Origin of the sequence: Nocardia terpenica (genome assembly GCF_013186535.1) — a bacterium.
GTDB lineage: Bacteria > Actinomycetota > Actinomycetes > Mycobacteriales > Mycobacteriaceae > Nocardia > Nocardia terpenica.
The window spans coordinates 665,728-680,304 of sequence record NZ_JABMCZ010000001.1 but is presented as its reverse complement, the minus strand read 5'-3'; the positions used below and the strand labels follow the sequence as shown (position 1 = coordinate 680,304).

General features: G+C 66.0%; 16 protein-coding genes. 10 read left to right on the top strand and 6 right to left on the bottom strand.

The window, feature by feature from the left end; genetic code table 11:
• The first annotated feature begins 129 nt into the window (after window positions 1–129).
• Window positions 130–1,125: an FAD-dependent oxidoreductase gene (locus HPY32_RS46045; protein WP_171982701.1), complete on the top strand. Its 996-nt coding sequence runs from the start codon at window positions 130–132 to the stop codon at window positions 1,123–1,125.
• Between the two features lie 240 nt (window positions 1,126–1,365).
• On the opposite strand, the gene HPY32_RS03020 is transcribed toward HPY32_RS46045, so the two are convergent.
• The 6 genes from HPY32_RS03020 to HPY32_RS03000 form a co-directional block, all read right to left on the bottom strand.
• Window positions 1,366–1,647 carry a hypothetical protein gene (locus tag HPY32_RS03020; RefSeq protein WP_156674199.1) on the bottom strand — a complete coding sequence of 94 codons (282 nt, stop codon included), beginning with the start codon at window positions 1,645–1,647 and terminating at the stop codon, window positions 1,366–1,368.
• A 70-nt stretch (window positions 1,648–1,717) separates the two neighbouring features.
• Window positions 1,718–3,208, bottom strand: coding sequence for a carboxylesterase/lipase family protein (locus tag HPY32_RS03015; RefSeq protein WP_067583009.1), 1,491 nt, complete (start codon window positions 3,206–3,208; stop codon window positions 1,718–1,720).
• Entirely contained in the window at window positions 3,192–4,277 is a 1,086-nt protein-coding gene (locus HPY32_RS43760; protein ID WP_082870936.1) for an FAD-dependent oxidoreductase, read from the bottom strand. Before HPY32_RS43760 ends, HPY32_RS03015 begins: the two co-directional genes overlap by 17 nt.
• Complete coding sequence (locus HPY32_RS03010) at window positions 4,210–5,436, bottom strand: hypothetical protein (RefSeq protein WP_067583006.1); 1,227 nt, start codon at window positions 5,434–5,436, stop codon at window positions 4,210–4,212. The genes HPY32_RS43760 and HPY32_RS03010 overlap by 68 nt, the downstream gene beginning before the upstream one ends.
• Window positions 5,437–5,442: 6 nt before the next feature.
• The gene (locus tag HPY32_RS03005) at window positions 5,443–5,910 is read right to left on the bottom strand and encodes an ImmA/IrrE family metallo-endopeptidase (RefSeq protein WP_156674198.1); all 468 of its coding nucleotides are present in this window, start codon (window positions 5,908–5,910) and stop codon (window positions 5,443–5,445) included.
• Between the two features lie 53 nt (window positions 5,911–5,963).
• Entirely contained in the window at window positions 5,964–6,380 is a 417-nt protein-coding gene (locus HPY32_RS03000) for a hypothetical protein (protein WP_067583001.1), read from the bottom strand.
• A gap of 342 nt (window positions 6,381–6,722) precedes the next feature.
• On the opposite strand from HPY32_RS03000, the gene HPY32_RS02995 reads away from it, so the two are divergent.
• From HPY32_RS02995 to HPY32_RS02955, 9 genes are all read left to right on the top strand, one after another.
• Complete coding sequence (locus HPY32_RS02995; protein ID WP_067582999.1) at window positions 6,723–7,223, top strand: hypothetical protein; 501 nt, start codon at window positions 6,723–6,725, stop codon at window positions 7,221–7,223.
• The gene (locus HPY32_RS02990) at window positions 7,220–7,555 is read left to right on the top strand and encodes a hypothetical protein (RefSeq protein WP_067582996.1); all 336 of its coding nucleotides are present in this window, start codon (window positions 7,220–7,222) and stop codon (window positions 7,553–7,555) included. Before HPY32_RS02995 ends, HPY32_RS02990 begins: the two co-directional genes overlap by 4 nt.
• Window positions 7,556–7,658: 103 nt before the next feature.
• Complete coding sequence (locus tag HPY32_RS02985; protein ID WP_156674197.1) at window positions 7,659–8,795, top strand: GAF domain-containing protein; 1,137 nt, start codon at window positions 7,659–7,661, stop codon at window positions 8,793–8,795.
• 255 nt (window positions 8,796–9,050) lie between these two features.
• Window positions 9,051–9,317 carry a hypothetical protein gene (locus tag HPY32_RS02980; protein WP_156674196.1) on the top strand — a complete coding sequence of 89 codons (267 nt, stop codon included), beginning with the start codon at window positions 9,051–9,053 and terminating at the stop codon, window positions 9,315–9,317.
• Between the two features lie 48 nt (window positions 9,318–9,365).
• Window positions 9,366–10,583 (top strand): GAF domain-containing protein, encoded by a 1,218-nt coding sequence (locus tag HPY32_RS02975; RefSeq protein ID WP_171982700.1) that lies wholly within the window; start codon window positions 9,366–9,368, stop codon window positions 10,581–10,583.
• A gap of 335 nt (window positions 10,584–10,918) precedes the next feature.
• Window positions 10,919–11,191, top strand: a complete 273-nt coding sequence (locus HPY32_RS02970; RefSeq protein WP_156674194.1) for a hypothetical protein — start codon at window positions 10,919–10,921, stop codon at window positions 11,189–11,191.
• Between the two features lie 252 nt (window positions 11,192–11,443).
• The gene (locus HPY32_RS02965) at window positions 11,444–11,917 is read left to right on the top strand and encodes a hypothetical protein (RefSeq protein WP_156674193.1); all 474 of its coding nucleotides are present in this window, start codon (window positions 11,444–11,446) and stop codon (window positions 11,915–11,917) included.
• Window positions 11,914–12,930 carry a site-specific integrase gene (locus HPY32_RS02960; RefSeq protein ID WP_067582972.1) on the top strand — a complete coding sequence of 339 codons (1,017 nt, stop codon included), beginning with the start codon at window positions 11,914–11,916 and terminating at the stop codon, window positions 12,928–12,930. Before HPY32_RS02965 ends, HPY32_RS02960 begins: the two co-directional genes overlap by 4 nt.
• A 175-nt stretch (window positions 12,931–13,105) precedes the next feature.
• Window positions 13,106–14,128, top strand: a complete 1,023-nt coding sequence (locus tag HPY32_RS02955; RefSeq protein ID WP_067577925.1) for an IS110 family RNA-guided transposase — start codon at window positions 13,106–13,108, stop codon at window positions 14,126–14,128.
• The last annotated feature ends 449 nt before the right edge of the window (window positions 14,129–14,577 follow it).

Sequence of the window (14,577 nt, the reverse complement as noted above, 5' to 3'; positions counted from 1 at the left end):
CAGGGCTTTCGGCAACTGCACGACTCGACGGTTGGAGGTCGGCTACCACTCTTGGCAGAGAGGAAGTCGGTGATATCGGCCAAGTTCGGTAGCCGGGTCTCCTAGCCTGATCTAGTGACAATCTCCGGGGTGAGAGTGGCCGTCATCGGCGGCGGGATTGCTGGGGCCTGTGCGGCGCTGGCGCTCGCCGAGGTCGGTGCAGTGGTGGAGGTCTACGAGGCCGACTCACGATCGGCCGATGTCCGGGGCTGGCTCACTCTCGGTCCCTCAGCGATGACGGTGCTGGAGCGACTCGGTGTCGGTGACCGTGTCCGTACTGCCGGGTTTCCGGTGGTCAGGGCGGCGTATGTCGACACTCGGACGGGGCAGGGGGGCGAGTACTCGCGCTACGAACCCACGCATCAGTGGCCGAGTACCCATGTGTGGCGTCGCGATCTGCTTGCCGCCCTGCGTGATCGGCTCGACCAGGCAGGCGTCCGCTGCCGGTATGGGTGCGCCGCACGAGCCGAGGACCTGACCGCCGATCTCATCGTCGGCGCCGACGGGGCTCGGTCGACCACGCGGGAGGCTATCGGGAACGCCACTCAGCTGGCCTTTACCGGAGAAGTCATCCGTTACTGCCATCATCCGAAGTGCGTACCCGGGCTGCCTACCGGGGTACTGCACTTCTGGACGCGCTCATCCGGGTTGGTCGGTTACGTCGGCGACGTCCGTGCGGGATCGTTCTGGGCCATCCTGGAGAACACAGCGGCACCCGATGACATCCCGGACGTGGCGGTGATGCTGGAGTCGGTGCGCGACACCGAGGTCGGCGACCTCATCGACGCCTCCGAGGTCAGCACCCCGATCGCGCTCTATGACCTCGCACCCGACGGGCCGTGGCACACCGACCGCATCGTGCTGGTCGGCGACGCCGCGCACGCTGCGTCACCCTTAGCCGGCCGAGGAGCGACCTCGGCGATCGAAGACGCGATCGTGCTCGCCCGCAGCCTCCGCCAGGCCGCCGACCTCCCCGCCGGACTCGAAGCGTTCACGGCCGAACGCCGCCCCCTCGCCCTCGCTGCCTATCGGTTCGAACTTGGCCAACCGCGGCCTCGGGTACCTGCTCACGAGTTGCAGTTGTGATGCCTGGGTCCGGTCTTCAGGGCCGGGAACTGGATATCCAAGATGCGCGCGATCAACTCATCCTTGGTCCATCCGGCGACATCGCTCAACTCCACCACGTGGCCATCGGGCCGGGCAATCCCACTGAGACACTTCGTGATCGGTGGTGGACAACGTGGTGATCGGATCGGATCCGACCTGTCCTGAATCGTTGTGCCAGAGCCGACTTCGATGGTGCACAGCCCCGTCCGTCCGAGGTACTCACCCCGCTCTCGTGTACATGCGCTCGAACTGTTCCGGCTCGCAGATGTCCCAGCCGAGTTCGGAGTGAATCACCCAGACGTTGTGGTAGAGCGATTGCGGCCGGTAGGCGCCGATCGCCGTGCATTCGAGCATCCAGCCGCCATCGGGTAGCGGGTCCGGGCAGACCGGCGCGCCCCATTGCTGCAGCTGGCGAGCGCACTCGTCGGTGCCGTCGAACTGCAGTGCTTCGACGTTCGGATAGCGGACAACGTACCGCTGGGCGGTCACTGTGTCGGACATGGTTATCCTCCTTCACGTGATGTTGCGGGCAGCATGGTCGGGGAAACGATCGGCTGTCTCCTCGGCTACGTCATTGCCGACCGGACCACACGGCGCGAGTGATACCTCGGGGATCGGAGACCGTTCTGGAGTTGCCGTCGAAGATCATGACGACTCGTTTGCCGGAGTCGTAGCGGTCCCATCCCGGGTCTCCGGTGCGAGCGAATCGGATCCAGGTGGCGTGCATCCGGTCGGCGAGTTTCTGGGGCGGTGCGTCGCCTACCAGTGTTTTCCAATCGGGGCTGTCGAGGTTGTCGAAGACGAAGGGAAGCTCGGCGCCGTGACAGGCCCCCAGTTGGCCGTCGAATCCCGGTGAGCGCCAGGCGAACTCGTAGACATAAGCGCGCGGGTGGGTTTCGGCGGTGCGCAAGGCCGGGATTCGATAGGTCTGATCGGTGAGGATGGCGGTGGCGTGGTCGACCGGACGTCCGGCCGGGCGCTCGGCGCGGTACGCCTCAAGAGCCCGGATGGGGGGAAGACCGGCTCGCCGCGCGATCGGATGAAGCATCGATGCCTGGACGTGGTCGACACCCGAGGGGGCGAAGGCGATCATCGTCTCTTCGGTGTTGGTGCCGACCAGGAGGTCGACATCAGCCGAATCACCGTGCTGGAGGGCGTGAATCGGCAGCACAGGCAAGGTGTCGCCATCAATGATGGGTTCGAATGCCAGCCCGTTCGCCGCGGCGTCGCCCCACAGCCGTGTGTTCGGATTCTTCGCCATGTCCGCCGAGATTTGTTCCTGTGCTTCGAGAAGCTCGTCGAGCGGAACCTTCGACAGTGCCTCGCGCGACGGCGGGACGCCCACGGCGGCGGCGAGACGGTGTGCGACCAGCCGGGCAGAGGTGGGGCCGATGGCGTGGTAGGTGGCTCCGGACTGCATGATCGCTCGCTGGAACAGCCCCCGCGCTCGGGGCATGGCGAGCAGGGCTCCGATGCTGAGAGCACCGGCCGATTGACCGAACACGGTGACAGCGTGCGGGTCGCCGCCGAACGCGCCGATGTTGTCGCGCACCCATTCGAGCGCTGAAATCTGGTCGAGGAGGCCGAGATTGGGTGTTCCGTCACCGAACCACGCGAACCCCCCATCAAAACCGAGGCGGTAGTTGATGGTGACGAGGACGACGCCGTCGCGGGCGAAGCGGGACCCGTTGTACCCGTCATCGGTCCCTGACCCCCACGTCCAGCAGCCGCCGTGGATGAACACCATGACGGGCCGACGGCCGTCGAGGGCTCCCGTCCAGATGTTGAGGTTCAGGAAGTCCTCGCCGGGACGTACGACATTCGGCATGATCGCCGCGAGCGGCCCCTGCCTTCGGCGTTGCGGAGCTGTCGGGCCGTACTCGCCCGCTTCGAACGGTGTCTCGAACGCCTTTCTGCGCCGGGGAGGCTCGAAACGCCGGGGATCGACAGGCGGTTCTGCATAAGGAACCCCCAGGAAACTGAGGATTCCGTCGGCTGTCACGCGGCCGCGGATCTGCCCTGCGTCGGTGACCGCGGTGACCGTCTCACTCTGCTCGGCCACCGTCGCGTCCTCCTGTCCCGGATGTGACGCCTTGCGCCACCGCCATATTGCGGCTGTCGATGAGCTGGGCGCGGCGGCGGGCCATGGCGGCGGCGGGAGATTCACCGGATATGTGGGCTTGGTAGACGGCGTGCACGTCTTCGAGGGCATCGCGGGCGCCGACTCCGGCGGCGGGGGTGATGGCATGGTCGGCGTCGCCGACGAGCAGGACCGGCAGCTCAGGCTCTGCCGCGCCCGTGAGGGGGACGTTGCGGGCGTTGGCCAGGTACACCTGGCTGGTGTTCTCGACGAGGATCCGGGCGAGGTTCTGATTGTGCGGTGTGCCCGCGAGCACAGTCTCGGCCCATTCGTCGATCGGGCGGACACCGAGGTCTGTGGGGTCTGCGGCGGGGCGGGTGAAGCGCATGAACCAGGCCGCCGGCTCGTCGGGTCGCCAGATGTGGCCGAAGGTGCACAGCTGGGAGTCGACCTCACGATAGAAGTGCAGAGTGCTCGGGTCGGTGGGCAGCTCGACCGGGCCGGTGGTCATGCCGTAGAGCATCACCTCGCCGGCGTAGACCGGGGTACGGGCGGGCTCGAGGCGTGCGCGGACCACGGAATCGATGCCGTCGGCGGCGATGATCAGGTCGTCGGTGACGGCGGTAGTCGTGGTGCCGTGGTGGAGGAGGCAGCCGTCGGTGACGCCCAGGGTGATGTCGGTGACGGGGGCGCCGTAATGCGTGTCGACCCCGGAATCGGCGACGTGCTCGGCCAGGATCGCCATCAGGCGACGGCGCTGCCAGAAGCGGTGGCCTCGCTCGCGGATCTGGTCGGGGGTGGCCTCGATGCGGTCGCCCGCGCTGCTGATGGACCGCAGGCCGTTCAGGGGATAGGAGGCGTCGTGCAGGCGATCCTCGTCGACGCCGAGGGCGGTGAGCGCGGCGTGACCGCGCCCGTCGACCACGAGGAACGCGCCGCCCGCGGTCACGTCGGTTTGTTGCTCGTAGAGGCGGACATCTTCTTTACCCCGCCGGGCGAAGGCGCCCGCGAGGGCCGATCCTGCGATACCGCCACCGATGATGGTCACCATGGGCTGATCTCCTTGCGTTGCGTGCGTAGCGGTCGGGCCTGCTCTGTCGTGCGTAACTGCGGGCTAGGGGAATCAGCTGGTCCCGGCCGTCGGCTCCGGGGATGATGAGGATCGGTGCCGCGGCGACCTGGCTGTCGGGCTGATACAGGGCGCCCGCCCGGCGGAGACGGACCAGGGCCGCCGCGACGCTGTCGGGGTCCTGATAGGCAGCGGGATCGAGCTCGTCGGCCAGGCGCGGGCTGAAAGTGACCAGGCGGTCGCGGCATTCGATGCGGGCGGTCATGCGCGCGGTATGCGGTCGCAGCAGCAGCGGAGTCCAGCCCGCGCGGGGAAATGTCAGGTAAGGCCCGATGGTGCCGAGGTCATCGCGCAACCGGCGCATGGCGCGGGCATCGAGTGTGGCGATCCACGTCGCGCGCAGTTGCCGCGTGCGGTGCGCGACGGCCACCGCGGCCCAACTGAGCACCACGACCACGCCGCCGACGATGTAGCCGACGAAGACGATCGCTTTCAGCGGTTCAGCCAACGCATCCTGCGGCCCGATGCCGATACTGGCGGCCCGGTGGCCGCTCCAGAACCCGAACGGCATGACCAGCCCGTTCAGAGCGAGTATCCACAGGCCGGTGGTGGCCAGCCCGAGCGCGACCCGCAGCGCGCCGGTGGCGCGGCGTGCCGCGCGGGCGGCGAGCAGACCGGCGGCGAAGGTGGCGACCGGGAAGAACAGGGCACTCGTGAAATACCAGGTCAACGTGTCGGTATGCTCAAAATCCCAGAGCGCGCGGCCGGGCGTCACCGTGACGCCGGACACCAGGGTCGCGACCGCCGACACAGCGCCGATCCCGGCCACCGTGTAGATCAGGTTCCTGGCCGCAGGAGTGGCGTGACCCGCCGCGTAGTAGACGCACAGCGCGACGAGCATGATCATCAGGGTCCAGGTCTGCAGGGACGCGGTGATGTACGGGCGCCCGGTGACGGAGCGGGCCTGCGCGGCCGACAGCGTTTCGAGGCACCCGGCCACGCAGGCGGCCAGGATCGCCACGGTGATCGCCAGCGACTCGGCGGTTGGTTTGCGGTGGGTCATCTGCCAGCACCGCCACACCCCGATCAGCACGGTCACCGCGATGCGTAGCGGCATATTCCAGGGTGAGTCGTAGGTCATGGCGCGTCACCAGCCGATCCGCTCTTGCAACGTCCGCGCGAGTCGCTCGGCGCGTTCGTCGGCCTGGGCGGGAAGTTGTGCGCCGGTGCTCAGGTCGATCCGCGTCGAGATGAGCCGGGCGACGAATTCCGCGTCGCGCTCCGCGGGCTCGGTGTAGTGGCCGCTGCGGTCGTGTTGGTCACCGCCCGTCACCACCGCAGCGTCCTCGGTGGTGCCGAGGATTACGTGGGCCAGCTCGTGGAGCAGCAGGTGGGCTTGGTGCTCGGGCGTCGTCGTCTCCTGCACGAAGATCACCACGCCCAGGTCGGGGTCATGCACCGTGATGGCCAGGGAGCCGGGGACGACGAGGGGGTGCGGTTTGACGGTGATCGGGCCGACGCGCCGTGTCAGTGCGGCGACAATGGCGGGGACACCGTCCGACGGCTCGACTTGCAGGCGACGAAGCAGCCGGATTACGCGCCGACGCAGGATCATGTACCGCACCGGCAACCAGAGCGGTGGCGTATCGACCAATGACGGGTACGTGGTCAATCTCCTTCCGGGGTCGGCTTGCGCATCCCTTCCACGATCTTGAGCAGGTCCAGCACCTGACCGAGTTCGGCCGGGGAGTACCCGGAGAGCCGGAAGGCGATCGCCTGCCGGACGTCGTCCTCGCCACCCCCCGTGGCCGGCTCATTCTTGCGCGGCGGCGGGTCGCCGTGGAAAATGCCTGCCGCTGTACCCGGAGGCCATCCGAAGGCGCGGTCGTACCCGTCGTACGTGGGCTTCTTGGGACGCTTCTTCCTGACGATCTCGACCCCGTACTGCGTCATCTCGGACGGGCCGTCGTGCTCATCGTGCAGGGTCTTGCGGCTCCAGCCGCGCGCTTCCCGCTCCCCGCGCATCACCATGCCGAAGTGGTCGGGGTCACCCTTGGTGCTGCTACCGCGATGCTTGTCGGTCACTGTGGCCTCTCCGATCTGCGTGCAGGCCCTACAACATCCATATAGGAACAGCTCGACCGGCTCGAATACCGCCAGAACACTGCAGCCGTTCCCGGGGGTGCGACACACTCAGGAACCTATGTCGACCGCTCTCACATCATATCATTGCTGAGAAGCTTTGCTATAATATCGCAAAAGTGTTGCTAAGATATATGTGACGGACGTAACCTCGTCGTGCATACGCGAATAGCCGGCATTCCGGCGAGTGCGAAGAAGCGGTTGGTCTTCCCCAGTCGACGCCGGTGATCTCGACCATCCGGCGGACAGCCGGCGTCAACGAGCCGAATAAGGCAGGGACTGCCGATGACAACCGCAGAACCACACACCAACTCCACCGCTGCACTGACCGCCTCATGGACCGAGCCAGCGGAGTGCGGCACGAGCAACAATCCAGCCGAGTTGCGCACCTCCCCCGCACCGCGCATTCACGTCGCGGGACCGGCGCCGCAGCAGGCATCGCAGCCAGCGCACGGCAACGGCGACGAACCAACACATGACCTCCGGGAAATCGCTGCGGCATATGGAATCGACGCCATCATCGAGCGAATCGCCCAGCTGCACGCTGGCGGCCACCACCACGCCGCCAGCTGCCTCGGATGGGAGTTCGTGCACCTGGCCGCAGCCCCGACGGTCGCCGACTCGGACTACTCCCATCGGGCCCGGAAACTGGCGGCTCGCCTGGCCGACGACCCACTGGACGAAATCGTCGCAACCGAGCTGGTGGATCTGCTCGCTGCCCATCTTCCAGGGATCACCGCGCACCTCAGCGACCCTCAGACACCCGACCAGAGGTGGACCTCATGACCACCGCCGGCCTCCACGACACCGCACCGGCAGCCCTGCGCGAGCCCTGCCCACTCTGGTGCGAACGACCCGATGACCACGGCTGGGAAGACAACGACGGCACCGACCTCATATGCGTGCACCGGCGCACCATCCCCATCTCCGGCACCGACCACGGCAGCCTCATGGTTCTCCGCACCGAGTACTACAACCCCACCGGCATCGAACGCGACCTGACAACATACGTCATCGACACCGGGCTCGGCGGCGACTGCGAACTCGACGCAGTCGGCGCCCACGGACTCGCGACAGCACTGGCCCAAGCACTCACCCTCACCGCCGAACCACCGTAAACAGGCGGCGAAACCACCACGGCACACGAAAACTTCCGCCACCAGCCTTTTCGGGGCGCGGCGGCCGAGAAGGAGAAGCCCACTCACCGACAGGAGGTCGACGATGACCACAAGACGTAAGACCAGGTTCCACGTCTCCGGAAATCTGGCCACCTGCGCGGCAGTGAGAAACACCGACGCGACGCGACGCGCGCTCACGCACCGACCGGCTGCGGGCACTGGATTTTGGTTCATCGCCGAATGTCTAGACGGCTTCGAGTCCGAGCCCACGGTGATCGCAAACTCGGGCGGTCAGCGCCGCTTCCAGCGCGTGTTCCGTGCCCTGCGTGAGACCAGCTGGCCTGCGCTGGGCCCCAATGTTGCCGACCAGGGGCTCGCTCTCGTACATCGCACGATCCGGGAGAACCAGCCGGTCACCGCACATTTCCAGGCCGGAAATCAGCGACTGCCGGTCAGTTGCCTCCCCGTGTTCGGACCGTCGGGAACCGTCCACGCCGTACGAATCCACACCGCTACCCCCGAGGAGGTCGTCCGGCAGGTACCGCTGATTCCCCTGGAGTTCGACACCAGTCTGCTCGCCCACTTCGGCAGCCCCGACGGCTTCACACCCATATCCGCCCTGTTCAGTACCGATGTGCCATGGACACTGCCCGCGGTCCTCGAACACGTCCTATGGATCGACGAGAAGCTCGGCCTGATCGCTTTGTTCGATCCGATCGAGCCGGCACCTCGATGGTGCGAAAGCCTCGTCGTGGCCGACCCAGCCACGAAGACCAAGCGGCACCTATGGATGGCCGCCCGATCGGTGATAGGTCCAAAGGGCGTGCCGATCGTGCGCGCGGTGATCGCCGATCTCACCGCCATGACACCACCCCCTAGCTGGGATCCCCTGGCAGAGCACCTATCACCTCGCACGACAAATCTATCGTCGCGCACGACCTGCGGTCACGGTTCGACGCTGATGGACCTGCGCACAACGCTCATGCATTCGGTCATCTGCCACGATCCCCACCTGGCCCCGTGGCGCCACGCCAACCCCCAGTTGCATCCCGATGATCTGCGCGCGGCCTTGATCGCTGTCGCAGACCTGACCGCCGGCAGGTCCGTCACCCTCTCCCTGCGCGTGCGGTTCATCGACCACGGCCCCTGGACAACGCTGCACGTGAGCGGCTCACCCTTAGCGAATTACTCACGGCCACAAGCGTCTATCGATTTCTGGATAGAAAATTCTCCGCCATAACGGTACGGCAGTACCAATATTTGCAGTATAATAGCAAGGCGGAATAAATACTTCCGGTGATCCGAGGTATTCCGGCACCGAGACCCCGCCGGTACTGGCTTGTTCCAGTACACGGCTCCCGCTTTCCCGCACCGCGGGGCGAGCGGCGCACAATCGGGCCTCGGATCGCCAGTGTGTCTTTCCAAGCCCGAACACAACACTCCGTTTGTTCGACCGAAAGGCACTTCCATGAACCCGTCGTTTCCTTATGCTTCCGTGCCCGAGCAGCAGCTCGCGATGGCGATCCTCGCCCACGCTGCCCGCCGCGACCGTATCGCGCTCGCCGCGTCGCTGCACCTACTCTCGGATCCCACCGCCGACCTCTCTCCGGTCAACGTCGCCGCAGTCATGATCGCCGAATGGCAACGCGGCATCGACGTCATCGACCCCGAACAGCTCGCCCGATGGTTCTCCAGGCAAGCGCTGTCCCTCGCCGACCAGGCCGCCCACCAGCCGCCGATCCGCAGCCCGCGCGAGGGGTAATCCCCTGCCCGCGTTCATACCTCATTCACCGCGGACAGGAGCCCGAAAATGACTACCGACCCCCAGGCCCACGCCGATCCGGCTCCGAACGGACACGGCACAGAACGACTCGGCCACACCACGCCCACGCCCGGTCTCCACCCGGCCCGGCCGGAGCCAGCGGCCTCCACCCACCGCTGCCCCTCTCCGGCCGACCTGCCCCGCCGCCGCCCACCAAGCCCGGCAGGAACCCAGCAGACACCTCGAGCCAGAACCGAGCAGCCAGAACAATCTCGCGTCCTCGGCTGGGCTCTAGCCGAAACGCTCTCCGCCACAGCCGAACTCGTCGTCGTTGCCGATCAGGACAAGCTCAAAGACCATGGAGTACTCGACCGGACCCGCATCGCGCAAAGCAGGAGAGCCTCGCAGATACTGCCCACGACCGTCGGCGAATGCATCCTCACCCGGAAGCGGCAATACCGCGAAATACAGGGCACAGCGCCCCTCGCGGTACACATCGTGCCCACCCTGGGCCCATCCGGAGCGGTCCACGCGGTACAGCTGTGGACGGGGACCCCCACACAGAAGCCGCCGAGGCGCGCACCGATCGGCACCATCGAATGGGACGCCACAACCGGTGTCGCGCAACTGAACTCCGCGCTGGAGCGGCAACTGGGGGTCCTGCCTAGCCCGTCCCGCACACACCGTACCCTGCCGGATCTTGTGAGCCACTTCGACGGGTTCGACGACTTCCTCGGTTTCCTGGATCTGTTCGACCGGAACTCGGCCGCGGATCGATGGATCGGAACAGTCACCACCCCGGGCCGGTTCAGCATCATCCGCCGGCACCTCCGCATCATCGCCCGGGTATACATCGACTCCGGCAAGCGCAGCGTGCGCGGCATCGTCCACGACATCACCGGCCTGCAGCCGCCGCCACCGCCTCACCTGGACTCGGCCACCCTCGCCGGCTGCCCCATCCCGCCAACTCACGCTCTCGCCCGAATCGATCTCGGCACATGCCTCATCAACCGATGGCTGTGCCCGGTCACGGGCCCTCTCGAGCCGTGGACATCCCGTAACCCGGACATCGACGACAATGGCATGGCCGCCATCGCCCGCTGCTGCGCCGAGCTACGCCAGGGAGCCACCAACGCCACGGCCGACCTCCGGATCAGGTTCGTCGAGACAAACCCGTGGCTTCCGGTTCACGCCGAGTGGTCAGCACTGCGAGACACTCGGCGCCCCCAGGCCATCATCGACTTCACTACAGAACATCAACCCTGACCTGCGCAGATGTCCCCGGCATCCATTGGCCGCCGAGGACGACACCCTCATCTGCGCACTCCTGCACGGGTAGCCAGAAGATTGCACGGACTCCGATCTCAGGTCTACAATTTATGAGCGCCCTCTTTCAGGGTTTCCCGGTGAACGCTGGTAGCGAATCCGGATGTAGCGCCATCGTCCGACAGTGCATCAGTGCCGCAGCGATGGCTTCCCGACGACCTTCTGCTCCTGTTCCACAGCGCAGCGTCGGGTCAGTCTGCGATTCTCCGGCGGTTCCGCTGGCCGATGGCCATATCAACACTGCACCCGCCGGACGACCTCACGAGGTGATCCTCATGGCACAAGTCCAGCAATACCCAGTCCCCTCCGTCCACGAACAACAAATTGCGATGTCCGCACTTGCTCACACGGCCCGCAGAGACATCGACTTCGTCATCACATTGATCAACATGATCCAGGATCCGGACGAGGGCGTGCGCCCAGCCTATGTGATCTTCGCGCTGCTCGCCGAGTTCGAGAAAGGCATGGATATGGCCAATGCCGAAGAACTCGCACAATGGTTCTCCGGCGAGGCGCAAGCACTCGCCACACAGGCTGACCTTAGCTGAGCGGGCCGCTCCGATGAAACATGCACAGGGACGACCTGATCGTGTCCGGGGGAGAATTCTCCGAATTCACCAGGTCTCTGCACGAACCGGACATAGCCCTGACCGCATCCGCCACCTTCGCGTCGAAGGCCACGAACTCTACGACCGGGCATGGAAAGCCGGCCGCGCCCGGAATTCCCCCTTGCTCTTCGACGAAGCCGACGTCGACGAGTGGGTCGCGGCCAAGAAGGCCACGCCTGAACAGGGCAGCGAATGAAAAATGACCCCAACAACACCCTCGTACCGCTGACCTGGTCGGCCACGCAATCCCTGGTGTCAGCCGATTCCGATCAACCGATGCAACTCCCGATGCCGGAGTTAGCGGCGGATATCGATGCCGAGGCTGATCAATTCCAGTACAGCGTCACGTCGGTTAGCGTCAACGGTCGTCTCAGTGACCGTAGGCCGGTAGGAGTCTTGGATTGGGGACCCGAGCCGAAGCTGGCAATAGAGGTTGCCGGGCGAACCATCATCGTCAGACAAGACCCAAACGGCGACCGCCGACTGACGGGTCGAGGACATCTCCTTCTTCCCGCAGTGTGCCGCCATCGCTGCCAAATCACACCGGGTGAACGAGTTCTTGTTGCGGCGTCAGTGCGACGCAAGTTCCTTCTTATCTATCCGATGCGAGTTATAGAGCAGGCGTTGTCATCGTTGCACGAACGAGCAATGAATGGTGCCGGATGACAGCCGCTACCGAGATCGAGGCCGCCAGGCTGTTACTCGCCCGACTCGGCGTCACCCCGGAACAGCTCGTCGAGGCCACCACGCCCGCCGACATCCCGACCTTCAGCGTCTACATACCGGCGATCATTGCCACGATGCCGCCGAGCACCCTGCGCGTCTACGGCCCCTACCTGCGACGCATCGAGCAGGCGTGGGGTCAGCGCGTAATTACCGAACCGACCCCTGCCGACGTGCGGCAACTCGCCGAAACGACCAAACAGCAGGCCGTCGTCCGCCGTAACTCCCGCGGTGGACGCAGCGCCGTGGAGAGTCTCATCGCCGCTGCCCGGTATCTCTACCGGCACGCCGAAGAGGACGGATTCATCCGTCCTGACGACAACCCAGCCCGAAAGGTAGCCAAGCCCCGCAGACTGGCCAGCACCCGGCGGGCGATACCGAACCAGCAACTCGCCGAAATCGTGCATGTCGCCGCGACAACCGGCAACGATCCGTGCCTGGATGCCATGTTGCTTCGGCTACACATCGAAACCGCCTGCCGACGCGCCGGGGCCCTTGCTTTACGGCCCATGGACCTCGATCCGCAGCAATGCCTTGTCCTTCTACGGGAGAAAGGCGAAACCGTCCGGTGGCAACCCGTGTCGCGCCCGCTCATGCAGGCAATGCTCCACCACATCGCGGAACGACACGGTGACAGTCCCGTCGAAACCGAACCCCTGTTCCGCCAGCGCGACGGCCGACTCGTCACTCGCCGCCGGTACGACTCCCTCTGGAATCGGATCGGTACTCACCTCGAATGGGTCCGCCGCCAGCAGATCAGCACCCATTGGCTCCGCCACACAACGCTGACCTGGGTGGAACGCAACTTCGGCTATGCAGTCGCTCGCGCCTACGCCGGGCATGCCGAGCCGGACAGTCGCACCGGCCAGACCGCCACCTACATCCGCGCCAGCGTCCAAGAGGTCGCCGAAGCGCTGTCCGCTATGACCGGGATCCCGCACCCGCTCGCCGCCTAGCCACCAGCGCACCGCAAAGGCGGGCCGGGGGACAGAGTCTGTCGATAGGCATCGAACTTCTCGGCCATCTCCGCGTGTCATTCCTGATGCCATGTAAGGGGCGGGGTCTCCCGCTCCTGTGGCGTCTCGGCTGATGCTGGGGTGTCAGATTCCGCACAGTTTGTGGAGGCCCCTGGTGAACGAGGATGGCGGAAAGCAGTTCGTGGGTATTGATTTGCATCGTCGCCGGTCGGTGATCGTCCGACTGGACGAAGCCGGCAACCGGATCGGGGTGGTCAAGATCGCCAACGATCCGGCGGTGCTGACGGAACAGATCCGGCAGGCCGGTCCGGCGCCGGAGGTGGTGGTGGAAGCCTGTTACGGCTGGTATTGGGCGGTGGACACGCTCCGAGAGTGCGGTGCCACGGTGCATCTGGCGCATCCGTTGGGAGTCAAGGGATTTCAGCATCGGCGGGTGAAGAACGATGTGCGCGATGCCGCGGACCTGGCGGATCTGTTGCGGATGGGCCGGTTGCCCGAGGCGTGGATCGCGCCACCGCCGACCCGAGAGCTTCGGGAGTTGGTGCGTTACCGGGCCAAACTGGTGAACCTGCGGTCCGGGCTCAAGGCTCAGGTGCACGGCGTGCTGGCCAAGGCTGGAGTGCTCATCCCGGCCTCCGATCTGTTCGGGGTCCAGGGACGGGCCGGACTGGCCAAGGTCCGCCTGGACGAGGTCTACGCGCAGCGGGTGAGATCGCTGCTGGACTTGATCGATGTCCTCGACACCGAAGTCGACACGTTCACCACCCGGATCGCGGCCCGGCTCGACGGCCACCGTGGTTACCGAACGATCCAGCAGCTGCCCGGGATCGGCCCGGTGCTGGCGGCGGTGCTGGTGGCCGAGATCGGTGAGGTGGACAGGTTCCGGGGGCCCGCGCAGCTGTGTTCCTGGGCGGGGTTGACCCCACGCCACCGCGAATCCGACACCACCGTGCACCGCGGAAAGATCACCAAGCAGGGGTCCCGGTTGTTGCGGTGGGCGCTGGTGGAAGCCATTCAGGTCGGCGGCACCACCAAGATCCGCGCCGACCGCGACCGGATCGCCGACCGGCGCGGGCGCAACATCGCCAAGATCGCGGCGGCCCGCAAGCTGCTCATCCTCGTCTACTACGGCCTGCGCGACGGTGAGATCCGGGCGCTGGCCAGGAACGCGGGGTGAGCATCCCGGCCGCGGCATGCACGTGGTCGTCCCTCCTTCCGGCCCCCGTGACGGCGTGGTCGAATTTCTGATTGACCCTGTATGCCGCGTGTCGCAGAGCTCCACGCCCCACCCTGTCGCAGGCGAAGGAATGCACGACAGCCGGGACCACCCGGCCTGACGCGTCAACTCATCGACGACCTGGAGAACGACGACACAACAAACCGAATCACCGACCCCTCTCGCAACTTCCCTGCACCACCCGGGAAGGCGGTTACACGCGTCCCCACCACAAAACACACTGCGGGCATCCAGCGGAAATAGTCACACGACCGCTTGACCGGCCCCGCCCTTTACAGGAATGAAGGGGTGGGGCCGGTCAAGTCGCTCGATGTCGGTTTCCCGGTCTTCGTTCGGCGGGGTGGGGCGTGCGGTAGTGGCGTCGACGCCTTGGCCGGTGGCGGCGCTGG